General features: G+C 66.6%; 18 protein-coding genes. 11 read left to right on the plus strand and 7 right to left on the minus strand.

Annotation, left to right across the window (positions count from 1 at the left end; all coding sequences use genetic code 11):
* Positions 1 to 108: 108 nt before the first annotated feature.
* The 9 genes from rnd to BN3001_RS02710 all read left to right on the plus strand — a co-directional run bounded on the left by rnd (position 109) and on the right by BN3001_RS02710 (position 8354).
* Positions 109 to 1254, plus strand: coding sequence for a ribonuclease D (gene rnd / locus BN3001_RS02670; RefSeq protein WP_058270526.1), 1146 nt, complete (start codon positions 109 to 111; stop codon positions 1252 to 1254).
* A gap of 227 nt (positions 1255 to 1481) precedes the next feature.
* The gene (locus BN3001_RS02675) at positions 1482 to 2168 is read left to right on the plus strand and encodes a zinc metallopeptidase (RefSeq protein WP_058270276.1); all 687 of its coding nucleotides are present in this window, start codon (positions 1482 to 1484) and stop codon (positions 2166 to 2168) included.
* A gap of 1 nt (position 2169) precedes the next feature.
* Positions 2170 to 3546, plus strand: coding sequence for an exodeoxyribonuclease VII large subunit (gene xseA / locus BN3001_RS02680; RefSeq protein WP_058270277.1), 1377 nt, complete (start codon positions 2170 to 2172; stop codon positions 3544 to 3546).
* A 101-nt stretch (positions 3547 to 3647) separates the two neighbouring features.
* Positions 3648 to 3938, plus strand: a complete 291-nt coding sequence (xseB, locus tag BN3001_RS02685; protein WP_058270278.1) for an exodeoxyribonuclease VII small subunit — start codon at positions 3648 to 3650, stop codon at positions 3936 to 3938.
* Positions 3939 to 4100: 162 nt separating this feature from the next.
* Positions 4101 to 4469 carry a histidine triad nucleotide-binding protein gene (locus BN3001_RS02690; RefSeq protein ID WP_058270527.1) on the plus strand — a complete coding sequence of 123 codons (369 nt, stop codon included), beginning with the start codon at positions 4101 to 4103 and terminating at the stop codon, positions 4467 to 4469.
* A 129-nt stretch (positions 4470 to 4598) separates the two neighbouring features.
* Positions 4599 to 5780: an acetate/propionate family kinase gene (locus BN3001_RS02695; protein WP_058270279.1), complete on the plus strand. Its 1182-nt coding sequence runs from the start codon at positions 4599 to 4601 to the stop codon at positions 5778 to 5780.
* Positions 5781 to 6005: 225 nt separating this feature from the next.
* Positions 6006 to 7601 carry a phosphoenolpyruvate carboxykinase (ATP) gene (gene pckA / locus BN3001_RS02700; RefSeq protein WP_058270280.1) on the plus strand — a complete coding sequence of 532 codons (1596 nt, stop codon included), beginning with the start codon at positions 6006 to 6008 and terminating at the stop codon, positions 7599 to 7601.
* Positions 7602 to 7712: 111 nt separating this feature from the next.
* The gene (locus BN3001_RS02705) at positions 7713 to 7898 is read left to right on the plus strand and encodes a hypothetical protein (protein ID WP_058270281.1); all 186 of its coding nucleotides are present in this window, start codon (positions 7713 to 7715) and stop codon (positions 7896 to 7898) included.
* Between the two features lie 99 nt (positions 7899 to 7997).
* Positions 7998 to 8354, plus strand: coding sequence for a DUF488 domain-containing protein (locus BN3001_RS02710; protein WP_058270282.1), 357 nt, complete (start codon positions 7998 to 8000; stop codon positions 8352 to 8354).
* 146 nt (positions 8355 to 8500) lie between these two features.
* Here the strand turns inward: BN3001_RS02710 and pta are convergent, their stop codons facing one another.
* Positions 8501 to 9508, minus strand: coding sequence for a phosphate acetyltransferase (gene pta / locus BN3001_RS02715; RefSeq protein WP_058270528.1), 1008 nt, complete (start codon positions 9506 to 9508; stop codon positions 8501 to 8503).
* A gap of 225 nt (positions 9509 to 9733) precedes the next feature.
* Between pta and glf the strand changes: the two genes are divergently transcribed.
* Both glf and BN3001_RS02725 read left to right on the plus strand, forming a co-directional pair.
* Positions 9734 to 10933: a UDP-galactopyranose mutase gene (gene glf / locus BN3001_RS02720; protein WP_058270283.1), complete on the plus strand. Its 1200-nt coding sequence runs from the start codon at positions 9734 to 9736 to the stop codon at positions 10931 to 10933.
* Positions 10934 to 10969: 36 nt separating this feature from the next.
* Complete coding sequence (locus BN3001_RS02725; protein WP_058270284.1) at positions 10970 to 12004, plus strand: glycosyltransferase family 2 protein; 1035 nt, start codon at positions 10970 to 10972, stop codon at positions 12002 to 12004.
* 101 nt (positions 12005 to 12105) lie between these two features.
* On the opposite strand, the gene BN3001_RS02730 is transcribed toward BN3001_RS02725, so the two are convergent.
* The 6 genes from BN3001_RS02730 to ppk1 form a co-directional block, all read right to left on the minus strand.
* Positions 12106 to 13083 carry a P1 family peptidase gene (locus BN3001_RS02730; RefSeq protein ID WP_058270285.1) on the minus strand — a complete coding sequence of 326 codons (978 nt, stop codon included), beginning with the start codon at positions 13081 to 13083 and terminating at the stop codon, positions 12106 to 12108.
* An 80-nt stretch (positions 13084 to 13163) separates the two neighbouring features.
* Entirely contained in the window at positions 13164 to 13802 is a 639-nt protein-coding gene (locus BN3001_RS02735; RefSeq protein WP_328585281.1) for a Maf family protein, read from the minus strand.
* A 68-nt stretch (positions 13803 to 13870) separates the two neighbouring features.
* Positions 13871 to 14056, minus strand: a complete 186-nt coding sequence (locus tag BN3001_RS02740) for a ferredoxin (RefSeq protein WP_058270286.1) — start codon at positions 14054 to 14056, stop codon at positions 13871 to 13873.
* Between the two features lie 280 nt (positions 14057 to 14336).
* Entirely contained in the window at positions 14337 to 14957 is a 621-nt protein-coding gene (locus BN3001_RS02745; RefSeq protein ID WP_058270287.1) for a YcxB family protein, read from the minus strand.
* A 103-nt stretch (positions 14958 to 15060) separates the two neighbouring features.
* Positions 15061 to 16383: a 23S rRNA (uracil(1939)-C(5))-methyltransferase RlmD gene (rlmD, locus tag BN3001_RS02750; protein ID WP_235815037.1), complete on the minus strand. Its 1323-nt coding sequence runs from the start codon at positions 16381 to 16383 to the stop codon at positions 15061 to 15063.
* Entirely contained in the window at positions 16271 to 18934 is a 2664-nt protein-coding gene (ppk1, locus tag BN3001_RS02755; protein ID WP_058270288.1) for a polyphosphate kinase 1, read from the minus strand. Before ppk1 ends, rlmD begins: the two co-directional genes overlap by 113 nt.
* Positions 18935 to 19291: the final 357 nt, after the last annotated feature.

The following is a 19291-nucleotide window of genomic DNA, read 5'->3' on the forward strand; positions in this document are numbered from 1 at the left end:
TCCTTGTTATCATGATGGGTGCGAGGACCCTTCGGGCCCGCCGGAAGAAGGGTCCGTCTCGCCTTGATGGTACTCTTTTTTGACATGTCGAAAGCGAATCGAGATCACGTGTACATTAGCGATGCAGCCAAGCTCACCCAGTTCTGCGAGCGTGCGGGCAGGTCTGGAGTCATTGCCGTTGACACCGAGTTCATCCGTGAGAAGACCTATCATCCCAAGCTCTGCCTCGTCCAGGTGGGGTTTGGGCGGGGTGACGCCTTCGAGGGCGCCTGCATAGACCCACTGCTGGTCACGGACCTCACGCCGCTCGTCTCGCTCTTGGGCGACCGGACGATCACGAAGGTCTTCCATGCCTGCTCGCAGGACCTCGAAGTCATCCAGGACTCCCTGGGCTGTGAGGTCGCCCCCGTGTTCGACACGCAGCTCGCCGCCGCGTTCCTGGGGCTTCGCCAGCAGATTGGCTACGGCGCCCTCGTGGAGGAGCTCTGCGGCGTCCGTCTGCCCAAGGCGGAGTCCCTCACCGACTGGTCGCGTCGCCCGCTTGACGACGAGCAGCTCAGCTATGCCGAGGACGACGTGAGGTTCCTGCCCGGCATCTATGAGCTCATGATGGGGCGGCTCTCGCGCGAGGAGCGCCTGTCCTGGGTGATGCCCGAGATGGAGGAGCTCGCCGACCCCCGCCGCTACCGCCGCGACCCCCTGGACGCCTTCGTGCATCTCCGGCGCGCCTCGTCGCTCACGCGCCGTCAGCTCGCGGTGGCACGCGAGGTCTGCGCCTGGAGGGAACGAGAGGCGTCGCGACGCGACCTGCCGCGCAAGTGGGTGGCCTCCGACGAGCTGCTGCTGGAGGCGAGCAAGCGGGCGCCCCGCTCGGTGGAGCGCCTCCGCCGCATCCGCGGGGCGGAGTCGCTCGGGGAGCGTGACGCTGCGGCTCTCGTGGCGTCCGTCGCCCGGGGACTGGCCTGCGACCCCCAGGACTACCCCCAGAAGACCCGTCACGAGCGTCCCAGCCAGGACATGGAGGGCGTCCTTGACCTCATGTACGCGACGCTGCGCATCGTCGCCGACCGTCAGGGCATCGCCCCGCAGCTCGTGGCCACCAAGGACGACCTCATCGACTTTGCCTCCGGAAGGCGGGATGCGCGTCTCGCGGCGGCGGGATGGCGTCATGACCTGGTGGGAGGGCCGCTCTCCCGTCTGCTGGCGGGCGAGATGGGCCTGACGGTCAAGGACGGCCGCGTCGAGCTGCTCTAGCGACGCTCTCGCACGCCCTCTGCCCGTGGACGTCTGAGCGGGGTCGCGGGCGCGAAGGCGGCGTTTTTCTGCGTCCGGGACCTCTGCTAGACTTGCCGCAAGGGTGTGGGGGTGCGCGTGTGGGGGCGGGCCCTTTGCGTCGCTGCACGCGGGCCGTGCGCCATCGGGCGTCGGATCGTGGGTATAACGTCCGTACACGTCGGCCGTCATGCGCAAGGAGGGGTTCAATGTACGTAGGCTATGGCATGGACCTGGGCTATTGGGGCATCGTCATCGCGTCGGTCATCCTGGGCGGGCTCACTCAGGCATACATACAATCAACCTACAGAAAGTGGTCTCACGTCGAGGCGACCGCAGGGGCGACGGGTCGCGAGGTCGCGCGCAGGATGCTTGACGCCGAGGGCGCGTCGGCGGTGGGCATCACCAGCGTCGAAGGCCACCTCACCGACTTCTATGACCCCCGTGACAACATGCTGCATCTCTCTGAGGAGAACTGCGAGGGCGGGTCGGTCGCCTCCGTCGCCGTCGCCTGCCACGAGGCGGGCCACGCGGTCCAGACGGCGCGCGGCTATCTGCCGGGCCGCATGCGCACGGCATTGGTGCCCGTCGTCAACTTTGCGCAGCAGATCTGGATGATCGTGCTCATCGCGGGCCTTCTGCTGGACCTGGCCGGCCTCGCGCAGGCGGCCATCATCCTCTTTGCGCTCTCGGTCGTCTTTCATCTGGTGACCCTTCCCGTCGAGATCGACGCCTCGCGCCGCGCGGTCGCCTATCTGGGGCATGCCGGCACGGGCATCGACGAGCGGGGGGCCCGGCAGGTGCTCACCGCGGCGGCCCTCACCTACGTGGCCGCGGCGCTCGTCTCCGTGCTTCAGCTGCTGTACCTGGTCGGTCGTACCGGCCGGAGGGAATAGCATGGCCTCTTTGCGGGAGTGGGGCCTCACGGCGGGCGCGAAGTCTTCCGCGGAGGCGTCCCTGAGCGTCACGGAGGCGGTGTCCAGGGCAAACGGTGCCGTCAGCGGGCTGGGGAGCATGGTGGTCCTCGGCGAGGTGAGCGGCTTTCGCGGACCCAACGCACGCTCGGGCCACTGCTACTTCACCCTGAAGGACGACCAGTCGTCCATGTCCGTCATCGTGTGGCGTGGCATCTACCAGGCTTGCGGCTTCACGCTCAAGGATGGCATGAGCCTGCTGATGACGGGGTCCTTTGACGTGTACGGCGCGAGCGGCAAGCTCTCGTTCAAGGCCGCGAGCCTGCGCCTGCAGGGGGAGGGCCTCCTGCGCCAGCGCGTCGCCGAGCTGGCGCGCAGGCTCGAGCGAGAGGGTCTCATGGACCCTGCGCGCAAGCGTCCGATCCCGCCCTTCTGCACGCGGGTCGCCGTCGTCACCTCGCTTTCGGGCAGCGTCATCGACGACGTCAAGCGCACGCTCGCGCGCCGGAACCCCCTGGTGGAGATTCTCGCCTCCAACTGCTCGGTGCAGGGTGACCAGGCGCCGGCCACGATCGTCCGCGCCCTTCGCCGCGCCGCCGCGGCGCGGCCCGACGTCATCCTCCTCGTCCGTGGCGGGGGCTCCTTCGAGGATCTCATGTGCTTTAACGACGAGACCCTCGCCCGCGCCGTGGCCTCCTGTCCCGTTCCGGTGGTCACGGGCATCGGCCATGAGCCGGACACCTCCATCTGCGACATGGTGGCCGACCGTCGCCAGTCCACGCCCTCGACGGCGGCGGAGTCCGTGGCCCCACCGCTGGACGAGCTCGTCTCGGTCATCCATGAGCGCGAGCGTCGGATGCGCGTCACCCTCGAGCGCTGGTCGCGTGACGTGGGCGCGCGCCTTGACGCCACGGACCGCCTCATGCGCAAGGACGTCAGGGCGTCGCTCGACGCCAGGGCGGCCGCCGTGAGCGCCCTGGCCGCCCGGCGCTGCCTTGCCAGTCCCCTCGCGAGCCTCGAGGGAAGGGAGGAGTCCCTGAGCATGACCGAGGAGCGACTGCACGCCACGTTGCCTCGGGTCCTGACGCGTCGCCGGCAGGACCTGGAAGGTCGCGCCCTGCGGCTCAGGTCCCTCTCGGGGCGCCTGCTCAGGCCCTTTGACGCCCAGGTGGGCCGGGCCGCCTCCTCTCTCGAGGCGCTCTCGCCTCTCAAGGTGCTCTCGCGGGGCTACGCGATCGTGCGGGACGCCCGGGGCAGGGTGGTGGGCGGCGCCGACCAGCTTCTGGTGGGCGACGAGGTCAGCCTGCGCCTGGGGCGCGGGTCGGCGACGGCGGTCGTGCGGAAGCTCAGCCAGATGTAGGGAGGCCTCGCCGCCCCGCGAGGCCAAAGACGGCGCGGGGCAGGGCGGGCATGGTCGAGACGTGACAAAAACTGTCAGACAGGCGCTCTGCGCCGCGGCGGATGGGAGTGAAGGTGTCAGGGAATTCGTCTGATCGCAGCATAGCGGACATGAGCTTCAAGGAGGCGTCCATCGAGCTGGAGCAGGTCGTGCGAGCGCTGGAGGGAGGGGAGCTCGAGCTCGAGGACTCGCTGAGCTACTACACGCGTGGTGTGGAGCTCCTCAAGAGCCTCCGCGAGCGTCTCGCCGCCGCCGAGCAGAAGGTGACGGTGCTGATGGACGACGCGGCCGAGGGCGAGCCTTTCGCGCAGGACAGCTCGGCGGCGCCGTCCACCGGCTTTCTCGACGACTGACGACGCGCGGCGCGTCTGCCGCCTGCGGTCGCGTGGCTGCGATATGCTAGGGACATGCCAGGGACGGCACGTTCCCCGTCCCGCCGGCCCATGCAAGGGCCGGCTGGAGGAGACGTGCGTCCCGTGCCGGTTATGACGCATGCGACGATTGAGGAGAGCCCCATGGCGACGAGGGATGACTGCATCTTCTGCAAGATTGCCAACCATCAGGTCGAGTCCGACTACGTGTACGAGGATGACCTCGTCTGCGCCTTTCGCGACGTGTCGCCCCTGGCTCCCACGCACGTCCTGATCGTCCCGAAGGAGCATTACGACGACGTGCTTGACGGGGTTCCCGCCAAGGTGCTCGAGGCCCTCGCCCATGCCGCCGGCGAGGTCGCCCGGAGCGAGGGCGTCGAGTCCAGCGGCTTCAGGCTCGTCACCAACAAGGGGGATGACGCCGGTCAGACGGTGCGTCATCTCCACGTCCATCTGCTGGGGGGCAGGGAGCTCTCGCCCGACATGGGGGAGGGCGCTGCCGTGCGCCCCTGACGGGCGTCGTGCGTCCCGCCTGAGGCCCGAACGCGTCGTGCGAGCGGCGCGTGGCGTATGATAGTCGTGTCGTAGCACATCGTGAGGCTACGCGCACCTCCTCTGGAGCGAACCAACGAAAGGAACGTCATGAGAGTTCTCGTCATCAACGCAGGCAGCTCGTCTTTGAAGTACCAGCTGCTCGACACCAAGAGCAAGGAGGTCTTCGCCAAGGGCAACTGCGAGCGCATCGGCATCGACGGGTCCTTCATCGGGCATGAGGAGAACGACGGCGGCAAGCAGAAGCTCGAGGTCGAGCTTCCTGACCACAAGACCGCGATCAAGCACGTCTTTGACCTTCTGGCCCAGGCCGGTTTTGATACCGAGGCCATCGAGGGCATCGGCCATCGCGTGGTCCAGGGCGGCTGGTACTTCCCCGAGTCCAAGGTGGTGACGGACGAGACCCTGGGCTGGGTCCGCGAGGTCGCGCCCCTGGCGCCGCTCCATAACTACGCCGAGGCCGACGTCATCGAGATCTGCCGCAACATGTTTCCCTCCATCGGCAACGTGATCGTCGCGGACACCTCGTTCCACTACGACATCCCCGAGAAGGCCTGGCGCTACGCGCTGCCGCGCGACGTGGTGGACAGGCTTCACATCCGCAAGTACGGGGCGCACGGCACCTCGCACCGCTACATCTGGCGCACGACCAGAGAGTTCTTGGGCGGCGACGTCCACAAGCTCGTCAGCTGCCATTTGGGTTCCGGCGCGTCGCTCTCGGCCATCGAGGACGGCAGGGACAAGGACACCACCATGGGCCTCACGCCGCTGGACGGCCTCATCATGGGCACGCGCTGCGGCACCATCGACCCCGCCACGGTCTGCTACCTCGTCCGCGAGGGCGGCTACTCCATAGACGAGGTTGACACCATGATGAACAAGCAGGCGGGCATGCTCGCCCTGTCGGGTCGCTCGTCCGACTCGCGCGACATCGAGGAGGGGGCCGCCGCGGGCGACGCCAACTGTCAGATGGCGCTCGACATGTTCTACTATCGCACGGGCCAGCTCATCGCCGAGATGGCGCAGTCGCTCCAGGGCTTTGACGCCATGGCCTTCTCGGCGGGCATCGGCGAGAACTCGGCCACCATGCGCGCCGGGGTCGCCCAGGAGCTCGCGTGGCTCGGCGTCAAGATCGACCCCGAGCTCAACAAGGTCCGCTCCGACGAGGCGCGCCTCATCTCCGCGGCGGACTCCAAGGTCAAGGTGCTCGTGGTTCCCACCAACGAGGAGCTCATGATCGCCTACGACGTGGAGGCGCTGCTCGGCAGGTAGCCTGCCCAGCGCACAAGGACGTCACCAAGGCCACCCTCGCGCCGGCGAAGGTGGCCTTGTGCCTGTCCGGCGACGCGCCACCGCCCCGGCCTTTGCCGAAAATAGGATACCGTCCCGCATATGCGTGAGGCTGGCCTCGCGCATCTGGTATAGGATGACAACAGTTGCGCGTATTTACTTAAGAATTTGCGTGCTTATGCCTATTTCATACCATCTGGAGGTCTCATGATTCAAGATCAGCTTGCGATCTGCGGCTTGGGGGAGTGCCGGGGCGCCATCCTCACTGACGCCGCCCCCGCGACCCTCATAGAGAAGGCCATCAGGTCAAACGAGGGCTCTCTTGCCTCCAACGGGTCCCTCTGCGTCAAGACGGGCGCCTACACCGGCCGCTCCCCGCACGACCGCTTCATCGTGGACACGCCGGACGTCCATGACGTCATCGCGTGGGGCGCCGCGAACAAGCCGTTCGCCGTGGAGGACTACCAGCGCGTCAAGCAGGCCGTCTGCGACTATCTCAAGGTGCGCGACCTGTACATCGTCCACGCCATCGCCGGCGCCGACCGTCGCTGGTGCCGCAAGTTCCTGGTGGTGTGCGAGAGGGCCAGCCAGGCCCTCTTTGCCCGTCAGCTGCTCGTCAGGCCCTCACGACGTCAGCTCGCGGACTTTGAGCCCCAGGACTTCAGCGTGCTGGTTGCCCCGGGCCTCAAGCTGGATCCGTCCGTGCATCACACGCATTCCGAGGCGGCCGTCCTCATCAACTTCGAGACCCACGAGATCATCGTCGCGGGCACCATGTACTCCGGCGAGATCAAGAAGGCCGTCTTCTCGGTCATGAACTACCTCCTGCCCGTCGAGGACAACGTGCTGCCCATGCACTCCTCGGCCAACATGGACCCCGTGACGGGCGAGACGGCCGTGTTCTTTGGCCTTTCGGGCACGGGCAAGACGACCCTCTCGGCCGACCCCCAGCGCATGCTCATCGGTGACGACGAGCACGGCTGGGCGGAGAACAGCGTCTTCAACCTCGAGGGCGGCTGCTATGCCAAGGCCATCCGCATCTCCGCGGTGACGGAGCCCGAGATCTTTGACGCCATTCGCTTTGGCAGCATCTGCGAGAACGTCGTGATCGACCCCGTCACCCGCAGGCCCGACTTCTTCGACGGTTCGCTCACCGAGAACACCCGCGCCGCCTATCCCATCGACTACATCAAGAACGCCCAGGTCATGGGGCAGGGACGCTATCCCAATGTGGTGATCTTCCTCACCTGCGACTCCTTTGGCGTCCTGCCGCCCATCTCGCGTCTGGGCCGGGATGGCGCCATGTATCACTTCCTCTCGGGCTTCACCAGCAAGGTGGCCGGCACGGAGCGCGGCGTCAACCAGCCGGTCCCCACCTTCTCCACGCTCTTTGGCGAGCCGTTCATGCCCCTTTCGCCGCTGTGGTATGCCGACATGTTTGGCGCCAAGATGGAACGCTCGGGAACGCGCGTCTATCTGATCAACACCGGCTGGACGGGCGGCTCCTACGGCACGGGTGCGCGCATGGACCTCGCGTCCACGCGCCTCATGGTGAGCGCGGCGCTCTCCGGCAGCGTGGAAGACGCCACGTTCGTCCACGACCCGGTCCTCAACGTCGACGTCCCCCAGCACGTTGACGGTGTTGACCCCCACATCCTCAACCCGCGGGACACCTGGCTCGACAAGGCGGAGTACGACCGGGCGGCGTGCGCCCTCGCCCAGATGTTCGTGGACAACGCCAACGCAAAGTACCCCGACATGACCGACGCGGTGCGCGCCGCCGGACCTCAGCCCCAGGCGTAGGACTAAGATGCGGGCCTGACGCCGGAGCTGTCGCGCCGCCGTCGTCATGCGGCGCCGACCGCGGTCGCGCCGTCGGCAGGGGCGCGACGCAAGAAAGGGAAGGAGTTCGTCGTGGCGACCGACGAGATCAGCGGGGACGCGCTCGACGCGTATCTTCTGCAGCCCGACTGCCCTCAGTGCGGGAGCGATGACGTGGAGCTGCTGAGCACCATGAGCGACGGCGGCGGAGGCACGATCTGCCAGTACGTCTGCCGCAGGTGCGGGCACGTCTGGGCCGAGACGCGCCCGGGGCGCTGACGCCCGCGACGTCACGACGCCGATTAGCGGCGCCGCCATCGACTCGTCGTGTCAATCCGTCAAGCGGCGGGTCATCATGTGAGGGGAGTGTGATGCGCCATGCCCGACATCGCGCTCAAACGCGTGTATGAGAAGCCGAGTCCCCGGGACGGGCTGCGCGTGCTGGTGGACAGGCTCTGGCCACGAGGCATCTCCAAACAGCGGGCGCAGCTTGACCTGTGGGACAAGGACGTGGCACCCAGCGTTGAGCTCAGGACGTCCTGGCATCGCGGTGACGTGAGCTTCGAGGACTTCTCCGCGGCCTATCGCGCCGAGCTTGCGGCCAGCGGCGCGGCGCGGCGACTTTTGGGTTGGGCGGACTCTGCTCCGAGGATGTCCCTGATCTTTGCCGCCAGAGACGAGCGCATGAACCATGTCGTCGTCCTTGCCGACGTGCTGCGGGCGTTGTCGTCGTAGGGATGTCGCCCAACCTGACGCTCGAGCATGTGCATGGCGTGAGGGCGTCTCAGACAACGGGACCCCTCCCGAGGGCGGGAGGGGTCCCGGTCGTGCTGTGGGGCGCATGGCGCGCACCGCCGGCGCGTGCGGGCGGCCTGCCGTGGCTAGGCCTCGGACTCGGCCTTTGCCTTGGCGGCATCCATCATCTGGGCCTGGACGCAGGTGATGGCGATGACGCCCACGATGTCGTCGGACGAGCAGCCGCGGGACAGGTCGTTGACGGGCTTCGCGATGCCCTGGAGCAGCGGTCCGTACGCCTCCGCGTCACCAAAGCGCTGGACGAGCTTGTAGGAGATGTTGCCGCAGGCCAGGTCGGGGAAGATCATGATGTTGACCTTGCCGGCGACGTGCGAGTGCGGCGCCTTGATGGTGGCGACCTCGGGCACGAGCGCGGCGTCAACCTGCAGGTCGCCGTCAAGCTCAAGCTCGGGGTAGCGCTTGTTCGCGAGCCGGGTGGCCTCCTGCATCTTGTCAGGCACCGCACCCTTGGCGGACCCCATGGTGGTGAAGGACATCATGCCGATCCGAGGCTCGTCCTCCATGAAGCCCCGCCAGGTCTTGGCCGTGGACGCGGCGATCTCCACGAGCTCCTCGGCGGTGGGGTCGATGTTGAGGCCGCTGTCCGCAAAGATGAGGGTGCCCTTGTCGCCATACTCGTGCTTGGGCGAGCAGACCACGAAGAAGGCCGAGACGAGCTTGGCGTCCGGGGCGGTCTTCAGGATCTGAAGCGCGGGGCGCAGCGTGTTGGCCGTGGAGTGGCAGGCACCGGAGACCAGGCCGTCGGCGTCGCCCATCTTGACCATCATCATGCCAAAGTAGGTGGCGTCGTTCATGCTCTCGCGCGCCTGGACGATCGTCACGCCCTTGCGGGCGCGCAGCTTGGCGAACTTCTGTGCGTAGGCCTCATGCTTGTCGGAGTGGCGCGGGTTGATGACGGTCGCGCCGGGGACGTCAACCTTGTCGGAATCGCCCAGGATCACGATGTTGGCGATGCCGGCCGCAAGGGCCTTCTTGGCGGCCTCGATGACGCGGGGATCTTCGCTCTCGGGCAGGACGATGGTCTTCTTCTGCTTCTTCGCCCGGTCCTTGACCTTCTCGATCCACTCACTCATGGGATGCTCCAATCGACAGACGGTATGGGTGCGCGGGTCCTGACCACTCGAAGCGAAGATGAACGTATGCTGGTGTTTAGGCCAACGCATCTCCATTATACAAACGCGTGATAGAATCAGACCGCCAATCGTTTGGCGGTGACTGTGCGTCGGTAAATGATATTGCGTTCACCGCATTTTATCGGGCCGCGTGCGAGCTGCGGCAGAATTGAAGGAGTCTACAGCATGAGCATCAGCCATGGCCTTCCCGAGGGGTTCAGCCCTCAGTCGTACGACGCGATCGTCGTCGGTGCCGGGTATGCCGGAGCCGTGTGCGCGCGTCGCCTTACCGAGGCCTGTGGCAGCAAGGTGGCCGTCGTGGAGCGTCGCTCGCACATCGCCGGCAACGCGTACGACTACGAGGACGAGGCGGGCGTTCTCGTCCACAAGTACGGCCCGCACATCTATCACACCGCCGACGAACGCGTGCATGAGTTTCTCTCGCGCTTCACCTCGTGGACCGACTACTCGCACAAGGTCCTCGCCAACGTGCATGGTACGCTCATGCCGGTTCCCTTCAACCATCGGAGCTTGAGGCTCGCCTTTGGCGACGAGCGGGGCGAGGAGCTCTACCAGAAGCTCGTGGCGACCTTCGGCGAGAACAAGAAGGTCCCCATCCTGGAGCTGCGTCGCAAGAACGACCCCGACCTCGAGGAGGTCGCGGACTATGTGTACGAGAACGTCTTTCTGCACTACACCATGAAGCAGTGGGGCAAGACGCCCGACCAGATCGACGCGGCCGTCACCTCGCGGGTGCCCGTCTTCGTCGGAGACGACGACCGCTACTTTCCCCAGGCCCCCCATCAGGGCATGCCCGCGGAGGGCTACACGACGCTCTTCGAGCACATGCTCGACCACGACCTCATCAACGTGTTCCTCGACGTGGACGTGCGCGACATCCTCAAGGTCAAGGAGAGCACGGTCGAGGTGTGCGGCAAGCCCTACGGCGGGGAGGTCATCTACACGGGCGCCCTCGACGAGCTCTTTGACCTGGATTTGGGCGCGTTGCCCTACCGCACGGTGGACATGGTCTTCGAGACGCTCGACATGGACCAGTTCCAGCCGGTCGGCACGGTCAACTACACCGTGAGCGAGAACTTCACCCGCATCACGGAGTTCAAGAATATGACGGGCCAGGTGGTCCCGGGCAAGACCACCATCCTGCGCGAGTACTCGCGCGAGTATCTTCCCGGCGTGGGCGAGACCCCCTATTACGTCATCGGCAACGCCAAGAATCGCGAGCTCTACCAGGCCTATCGCGACCGCGTCCGTGGGGTGCTCAACTTCCACGTGGTCGGCCGGCTTGCCGAGTACCGCTACTACGACATGGACGGGGTCGTCGCCTCCGCCCTCGAGCTTTCCGACGAGATCATTCAGAGCCACTAGACATTGGCAACATACCGACAGAGGTGCAGTAAACAGATGCAGAAGACGATCAGCTTCGGCATACCCTGCTACAACTCAGCCGCGTACATGGACCACTGCATAGCCTCCATCATCGAGGGCAGCGGCGAGGCGGAGGACGTGCAGGTCATTGTCGTGGATGACGGGTCCGCCAAGGACGACACGCTCGCCAGGGCCCAGGAGTGGCAGCGACGGTATCCCACCATCGTCAAGGCCGTCCACCAAGAGAACGGCGGGCATGGCAAGGCGGTCCTCAAGGGCATCGAGAACGCCGACGGCGTCTACTTCAAGGTCGTCGACTCCGACGACTGGCTCGAGGCCGGCGCCCTCGCCGCCCTGCTCGAGCGCCTCCGCGCGTTCATTCGCCTGGACACCCGCGTTGACCTCGTGGTCACCAACTACGTCTACGAGCACGTGGAGGACGGCAAGCAGGTGCCCGTGGACTACGGCTTTGCCCTGCCCAAGGGCAAGATCATGGGCTGGGAGAAGATCGGCCACTTTAACCTGGCCCAGAACCTCCTCATGCACTCCCTGACCTATCGCACGGACGTCCTGTTGGACGGCGGCGTGCCCATGCCGGCCCACACCTTCTACGTCGACAACATCTACGCCTACGTCCCGCTCCCGCGCTGCAAGACGCTCTACTATCTTGACGTCGACCTCTATCGCTACTTCATCGGCCGGGAGGACCAGTCGGTCAACGAGAGCGTCATGGTGGGCCGCATCGACCAGCAGCTGAGGGTCACGAGCATCATGATGCACGCCTACCATCTGTACGATGACGTCGAGAGCCCCAAGCTCCGCAGCTACATGGTCGGCTACTTCACGCTGATGATGGCCGTGTGCTCCATCTTCTCGCGGCTGTCGGACAAGCCCGACGCCATGGACAACCTCGATGCGCTCTGGGCCGAGCTCAAGGAGTTTGACCCACGCATGTACCGTCGGGCGCGTCGGGGCATCGTGGGCATCAGCACCAACCTCCCGGGCAAGGGTGGCACCAAGACCACGCTGTGGATCTATCGGGTGGCCCAGAAGCTCTTCAAGTTCAACTAGGCGTCAATCGACCCGTCCCCGGCCCCGCGACGGCGAACGCCCGCGACGAGCGCCCGAGGCGGGCGTCGGTCGCGGGCGCATGAGACCGTGCGTGCCGGTTCCTACGCCGGCGTCAGGTCGCGCGCGGCCTTGAGGCCATAGGCCGCCGTGGCGGCCCTGACAGCGTCGACGATGGCCTCCTCAAGAGCCGTGACGGCCAGCATGCCCACCGAGTCCACGCCCGCCTCGACGTCGCCGTGGGCCATCACGAAGACGGTGTCGCCGTCGTTGGTGGTGTGCGTGGGGACGATGGCATGGGCGTAGGCGTCGGCCGCCATCTGGGCGACCTTGGTCGCCTGCGCCTTGGTGAGACGCGCGTTCGTGACCACGCAGGACACGGTCGTGTTGCCGCGGATGAGGGGGTCCGCGCCCAGGGCGAGCTCAAGCGCCGCCCTCGCGTCCAGCGGCGTCGTCCCCGTCTCGTCCAAGGTTCCGGCCAGCACCCTTCCGCAGGAGGGGTCGATGACGCTGCCGCAGGCGTTGACCGCGCTGACGGCGGCGACCACGAGCTCGCCCCGGCTCGCCGCGCCCTGCCCGAGCCCTCCCTTCATGCTGCGCGTCGGGCCGGCGAACTTTCCCACCGAGCAGCCGCAGCCGGCTCCGTGGTTGCCGCTTGTGAGGGAGGCTCCCGGCTCGAGGGCCCGCGCGCACGCCCGCGCGCCCATGCTCGCGTCGGGACGCGGCGACGGCTCGCCGCAGGCAAGGTCAAACACGCAGGCGGAGCTCACGATGGGCACCAGGCCCACGCCCACGTCCAGGCCCACGCCACGACGCTCGAGCTCCTCGGCCACCCCGCAGGAGGCCGCCAGGCCGTAGGCGCTTCCGCCCGAGAGGACCACGCCGTGCAGGACCTGCACGGTCTCCTCGGGGCGCAGCAGGTCCGTCTCGCGCGTGGCCGGAGCGCCCCCACGCACATCCACGGCGCCCACGGCGCCCTGGGGGCACAGGATGACCGTGCAGCCCGTGCCCGTCCGGGCGTTCTCCGCGCTGGCTGCGCAGAAGCCCTCGACCTGGTTGATGTCCGTGATGCGGTGTGTCATGCATGCCTCCTCGGCGATGGTGTCCTCTGGGTGCGCGGATGAGGCCGCGCGCGGCCGGCCCAAGGCGCCCTTTGCGCCCCTCAGCCCCTCAGTGCCCGCTCCAGCAGGCTCGCGCCCGCGCCCTGGGGGCCCATGAGCTCGTCGAGCTCGCGGACGAGCCGGGAGAGGGGAAGCCCCACCACGTTCGTGTAATCGCCGCGTATGTCGCTCACGAGCAGGCCCCCGTGTCCCTGTATTCCGTAGGACCCCGCCTTGTCCATCGGCTCGCCGCTCGCCACGTAGGCGCAGACGGCCGCGTCGGAAAGCTCATGAAAGCGGACGTCGGTGGTCTCCACGAACGAACGGCGCCGCTCCCCCCATATGAGCTCGACGCCCGTCGAGACATGATGGACCCTGCCGGACAGGGCGCGCAGGGTCGCGCGGGCGTCCTCGGCGTCGCGCGGCTTGCCCAGGACGCGTCCCCCGTCAGTCCATACGGTGGTGTCGGCCGCGATCACCACGACGTGCGCGCGCTCGTCGCCGAGCATGCCCGCGCAGGCGGCGGCCTTGTCATGCGCGAGGCGCGCCACGAGGTCCCGAGGGCCCTCGTTTGCCCTGCGGCGCTCGTCCACGTTAGCCGGCCGCTGCTCAAAGCTCAGTTTGAGGCGCTCAAGAAGCTCCCGCCGACGGGGTGACGACGAGGCGAGGATGATGCGGGGGATGTCGGTTCGTGGCGTCACGAAAGCTCTCCATAGAAAGAAGCAGGCCCCGAGAGGCCCGCTTTTGCCGTGCTCTGTCGACGCGAGACCTACTCGATGGTGATGGCGGAGACGGGGCAGTTGTCCTGGGCCTCCTGGGCGCTGTCCTCGGCGTCCTCGGGGACCTCGTCGACGATGACGACCGCGATGCCCTCGTCGCCGATCTCGAAGACGTCGGGGCAGGTGGACTCGCAGACGCCGCAGCCGATGCAATCCTCGTTAACGGTAGCCTTCATGATGTATCCTCTCGCTCGTTGAACCCTGGGTCCCGTACCCAAGTCACTTCAACCTTTGTACTATGACTCGCCCTAAAACGCTAGCGACATTGACGAAAAAGTGGAAAGTGCCGTCTGTGCAGGCAAAAAGGCGCTCGGCAGAGCCGCCAAGGCGACGCGCCTGAGAACCTGTACGTTTCGCGGGCTTTTGATTTTCGCATCCTGGGCAAACGCAAAAGGCTAGTCGTAGCAACGTACGCTTTGAACGGGGCGTCACGTGGCAAGGCCTCCGGGGCCATCGTCAGCGCAGGGGAAACGTTCCGCACAGGACGTATATGTTTGCCGCTGCGATGCACGTCAGGCACAGTCCGACGACACGCGCCCGCAGGGGCCTCTTTGCCGGGTACGCCTCGATGCGCGCCTTGAAGTCCTCGAAGGTCCCCAAGGTGAAGCCCGTCTTGCTCAGCTGGACGATGATTGCCCCGTCAAAGACGACAAAGTAGAATCGCTCGCTCTCATAGCGATCCCTGATTGATGACAGAGGGAGCGTCTGCGTCTTGGCGCCGTCCTTGGCGGTGATGACGCACGCGTCGTCATGAAACTCGTAGCGGGCGACACGGTCGTCCTTGTGCACGAGCTTGACCCTCGCCTGCGTGACCTTGACGACCTCCCTGAGCCTGATGCGCCACATGGCGAGCAGGGCTGCGCCAAGCAGCAGGTCAAGTCCGCCTAGATTCAGGAGCATGTGGCGCTGTCCCGAGAGAGACGTCAGCGCGCATACGACGGAAAGAGCGCCGAGCAGCGTCAGGACGACGCACAGCGACCGATTATACGCAGAGAAGTACGCACGGCGCAGCCATGATGACGCATACTCCTTGATAGCGTCCTCGTCGACGGCGTACTCGTTCCTAAAGGTTCCCATGGTTGCCCTCCAAGGTCGCTGTAGTCTCACTGATGACGGCGTGGCGCACGCGTGGCCAGCGAGTGCCCCAGACGCCCAAGCCCCGCCTTTTGACGTTCGATGCTCAATCCCTCCGCGACATCAGACAGACCGTCTCCACGTGAAAGGTCTGGGGAAAGAGGTCGACGGGCGTCACGCGCACGGGCGCAAAGCTGCCGTGCTCCCTGAAGCGGGCGAGGTCGCGCGCGAGCGTCGCCGGGTCGCAGGACACGTACGCGATCGCGCGCGCGGGCTGCTTGGAGAGCTTCGTCACCACGTCCTCGTCAAGTCCTGCCCGCGGGGGGTCCACGACGATGAGGTCCGCCTTCGAGTCGGGAAACTCCCGGCCCGCGTCGCCGCCTATGGCCTCGACGTTGTCCAGGCCCGCAAGCTCCAGGTTGCGCCTGAGGTCGCGGACGGCGGGCCCATAGGACTCCACGGCGTCCACCGCCGCCACGCGCCGGGCCAAAGGCAACGTGAAGGTGCCCGCTCCGCAGTAGAGGTCCATGGCGACGTCGTCCTCGCTGGGCGAGAGGCCCTCGAGCACCAGCTTCACGAGTGTCTCGGCGCCCTTGGTGTTCACCTGGAAGAACGAGGGCGCGCTCACGCGCAGGGAGGTGTCGCCGATGCGCTCGCCCCAGGACCCCTTGCCCGCCAGGCGCTCGACCCCCACGACCTTGCGGGCCTTGCGGGGCCCCTTCGTGAGCACCCGCACGATGGAGGTCAGCCTGGCGGCGTCTTGAAGCACCTTGGCCACCTGGGCGCGGGGGAAGGGCCCCGGCTCGGTCCAGAGCGCGAGCTCGACCTCGTCGGTGCGGCCCGAGGCGCGTATGCCCAGGCGCTCGACGCCGAGGTCCCGTGACCCCACAAGGTAGCTGAGCGCCCCCGAGACGGACTTGACGAGCGAGGCATGGCGCCTCTCGAAGAGGGGGCAGGCCTTCACGCGCACGACTTGCCGCCCGCTCACGTCGTGCATGCCGACGGTCGTCCTGCCGCCCTGGCGCGCGACGACCAGCTCCACCTTGTTGCGATAGCCCCAGGGGTCGCTCGGCGCCACGCAGCTATCCACGAGCCCCTCGGCGGCGTCCGCCGCGAAGCCGCCGATGCGCGTGAGGGCGTCCACGACGTTGGCGCGCTTTGCGTCGAGCTGGCGCTCGGGGGACAGACGTCCCCAGGGGCAGCCGCCGCAGACGCCCACGAGCGGGCAGGGGGGCTCGATTCGCGCGGGGGAGGGGCTGACCACGCGCTGGACCTCGGTGCGCAGGAAGCGGCCGTGATCCTGCGTCACGCGGGCGTCAACGACGTCGCCCGGGACGCCCCCGGCGACGAACGCGGTGCGGCCGTCCTTGGCGTGGGCGACGGCGTCGGCGCCGTAGGACAGGCGCTCGACGGCGAGGTCGTGCAGCACGAGTGCGTTGTCCTGCGACACTGGAAGGCCTCCTCTGCGAAGTTAGTTCTTGGGAGAGAAGAGCACGCGCAGGCCCTGGGCGATGAGCGCGAGGCCCCGCGAGAGGCGTCCGCCCCCCCTGCCGGCGTCGCCGTCGCCTGTGCCGGCGGGACGAGGGCTGCGCCGTGGCGCCCTCGTAGGTCGCTATGCCCGGCAGCTCCACGAGCTCGCGAATCTGAGCGCGTGACATGTCGGGGTAGATGCCGGCCAGGGGCGAGAGGGACTCCGCCCCCACGCCCTGGGCCGCCCGCGAGCGGCGATAGGCGAGGGCGAGCAGAAGGTCCTGGCTGTCGACGTGCGGAGCGTCGGGCGGCGCGACGACCTTCTCCCAGTCGCCTCCGGAGGTGAGCTGGCGCGACTTGGCGTTGTCCGCCAGCTGGATGTTCATGTAGGTCATGACGAGCGAACGGCAGGTGGGGTCGAGCACGGGATAGGCGATCTCCACGCGCCGCTCCGTGTTCCTGGTCATCATGTCCGCGCTCGAGAGGTAGATGGTGTCGGCGTCGACGCCAAAGGCATAGACGCGCGCGTGCTCCAGGAAGCGGCCCACGATCTGACGGACCACCAGGCCGTCCGTGCGCCCGGGAACGTTGGCCTTGATGCAGCAGATGCCGCGGACGATCATGAGCATGCGCACGCCCGCCTGGCACGCGTCGGCGATCTTGTCGATCACGTCGCGGTCGGTGAGCGAGTTCATCTTCATGAAGACCTGTGCGCTCTCGCCGCGCAGCGCGCGCTTGATCTCGCGGTCGAGGCCGCGCATGACCAGGGGCTTGAGGCCTGCGGGAGCGACGCCCAGCTGCTTGTAGCTGCCCAGGAGGTTGCCCAGGGAGAGATTCCTGAAGAAGGTGTTGCCGTCCTCGCCGATGTCCTCGTTGGCCGTGAGGAGCATGAAGTCGGAGTAGAGTCGGGCCGTCTTCTCGTTGAAGTTGCCCGTGCCCAGGCAGGTGACGCGGCTGATGCCGCTCTTGTCATGATAGGTGATCTGGCAGATCTTTGAGTGGCACTTGTAGCCCTCGGAGCCGTAGATGACCGTGCAGCCGGCGTGCTCCAGCCGGTCCGCCCAGGCGATGTTGTTCTCCTCGTCAAAGCGGGCGCGCAGCTCCATGAGGACCGTGACCTCCTTGCCGCTCTCGACGGCGGAGATGAGGCTCTCGCAGAGGCTCGACTGCCGGGCGACGCGATACAGCGTCACCTTGATCGATATGCAGTCGTCGTCGCCCGCCGCCTCGCGCAAGAGGCGCAGGAGGGGAGACATGCTCTCGTACGGATAGAAGAGCAGCACGTCATGGTCGTTGACCTGATCGCGCATGGGCAGGGAGGCGTCGACCATGGGCGACTGCTGGGGCTCGAAGGGATAGTGCAGGAGCTTGGGGCGCGCATAGCCGGGAATCCTGTCCTCGAGCCCAAAGACGTACGAGAGGTCCAGGGGCACCGTGGTCCTCGTCACCTTCAGGGGCGGCAGCGCGAGCTCGCGCGTGATGAAGGTGGTGAGCTTCTCGTCCAGCTCGCCCTGAAGCTCCAGGCGCACCGGCTGGAGGCGCTGGCGCTTCTTGAGGACCTTCTTCATGTGCTGACGGTAGTCCTCCTCCTCCTCGACGCCCTCGCCGTCGGGATCGACGTCGGCGTTGCGGGTCACTCGAATGGTCGCCCAGGTGACGGGCTGGTAGGCGCCGAAGCAGCCGGGCAGGCGAGAGATGATCACGTCCTCGAGCAGGGTGTAGCGCCAACAGCGGTCGGTGGAGGGCAGCTCGACGACGCGATCGAGGCTCGACGGCACCTCGACGATGCCCAGGAGGCCCTTCTCGCCCGCGCCCATGAGGGAGCAGACCACGTAGAGCTGGCTGTTGCGCAGGTTGGGGAAGGGATGGCGGGGGTTGACGATCATGGGCGAGAGGATGGGCTGGACGTTCTGGTCAAAGTGCTTGGCCACGACTTGGCCGTCGGCGTCCGTGTAGGACGTCGCCCCCACGCGCGCGAGGCCGTTCTCGGCGAGGCGCGACTCGATGGCGGCAAACGCCTCCTCGCGTCGGCGCACCAGGGGCGGGAGCATGGACAGGACGCTCTCGATCTGCTCGGCGGGCGTCTCGTTGGACTTGTTGTCGCGGGGCTGGCGCTTGAGCAGGGCGATGTCCGATAGGCCGCCGATGCGGATCATGAACCACTCGTCGAGGTTGCTGCCAAAGATGGAGACGAACTTGAGCCGCTCGAAGAGGGGCACGGACTCGTCAAACGCCTCGTCCAGCACCCGGTCGTCAAACTTGAGCCAGCTCACCTCCCGGTTCTGCGTGTACGAGAAGTCGTATGCGCCGTCCGCGTCCTTGGCGTCGTCGCCCGCGTCGGGCGCCTTGCCAGGGGCCCCGTCACCCGCGTCAAGGCCCTGGGGGGCGACCTCCTCCGCCGTCGCGGTCGTGTCGGAAGGCGTCGCGCCGCCATCCGTCTCGCCGCCGCGCCCGGCGTCGTTGGCGGTCGTGTCCTCGACGCCCTTCCTGCCGTCCTTCTTCTTTGCCATGCGCGTCCCCTCGCGTCGATGATGACCTCTAGGCTAAATAGTAGCAGCCCGCGGCGCGCCCCGCGTGTAAGCAATTGGCACAGATAGAGATTAACTAATAGAAATTTAAAAAAATAGGATAATACGATATTGTTTGACGTTGATGACACAAAAGCCGTCCGTGGGTCTCATACACGGAAGCATTCAGGTCACCACTGTCTAAACCTACAATAACACCAGGTAGATTGAATAGTATACCTGTTGCATCGTGACCATACGACCGCTTATAGGACGATTCGCACCGTTCCCCTAGAAGTGGGACGTCCAGTTGTAGAGACTAAAACTATTGGATATATTTACGATGTAGTCAGTTATGGC

It is taken from the genome of Olsenella massiliensis (assembly GCF_001457795.1).
GTDB classification, from domain to species: domain Bacteria; phylum Actinomycetota; class Coriobacteriia; order Coriobacteriales; family Atopobiaceae; genus Olsenella_F; species Olsenella_F massiliensis.

Excerpts from the sequence above, each read along its gene's own strand:
- xseA (WP_058270277.1), top strand. The coding sequence starts at position 2,170 with ATGGCCTCTTTGCGGGAGTGGGGCCTCACGGCGGGCGCGAAGTCTTCC.
- xseB (WP_058270278.1), top strand. The coding sequence starts at position 3,648 with ATGGGAGTGAAGGTGTCAGGGAATTCGTCTGATCGCAGCATAGCGGAC.
- BN3001_RS02710 (WP_058270282.1), top strand. The coding sequence starts at position 7,998 with ATGCCCGACATCGCGCTCAAACGCGTGTATGAGAAGCCGAGTCCCCGG.
- pta (WP_058270528.1), bottom strand. The coding sequence starts at position 9,508 with ATGAGTGAGTGGATCGAGAAGGTCAAGGACCGGGCGAAGAAGCAGAAG.
- BN3001_RS02725 (WP_058270284.1), top strand. The coding sequence starts at position 10,970 with ATGCAGAAGACGATCAGCTTCGGCATACCCTGCTACAACTCAGCCGCG.
- ppk1 (WP_058270288.1), bottom strand. The coding sequence starts at position 18,934 with ATGGCAAAGAAGAAGGACGGCAGGAAGGGCGTCGAGGACACGACCGCC.
- pckA (WP_058270280.1), top strand. The coding sequence starts at position 6,006 with ATGATTCAAGATCAGCTTGCGATCTGCGGCTTGGGGGAGTGCCGGGGC.
- BN3001_RS02730 (WP_058270285.1), bottom strand. The coding sequence starts at position 13,083 with ATGACACACCGCATCACGGACATCAACCAGGTCGAGGGCTTCTGCGCA.
- BN3001_RS02675 (WP_058270276.1), top strand. The coding sequence starts at position 1,482 with ATGTACGTAGGCTATGGCATGGACCTGGGCTATTGGGGCATCGTCATC.
- glf (WP_058270283.1), top strand. The coding sequence starts at position 9,734 with ATGAGCATCAGCCATGGCCTTCCCGAGGGGTTCAGCCCTCAGTCGTAC.
- BN3001_RS02695 (WP_058270279.1), top strand. The coding sequence starts at position 4,599 with ATGAGAGTTCTCGTCATCAACGCAGGCAGCTCGTCTTTGAAGTACCAG.
- BN3001_RS02740 (WP_058270286.1), bottom strand. The coding sequence starts at position 14,056 with ATGAAGGCTACCGTTAACGAGGATTGCATCGGCTGCGGCGTCTGCGAG.
- BN3001_RS02690 (WP_058270527.1), top strand. The coding sequence starts at position 4,101 with ATGGCGACGAGGGATGACTGCATCTTCTGCAAGATTGCCAACCATCAG.
- BN3001_RS02745 (WP_058270287.1), bottom strand. The coding sequence starts at position 14,957 with ATGGGAACCTTTAGGAACGAGTACGCCGTCGACGAGGACGCTATCAAG.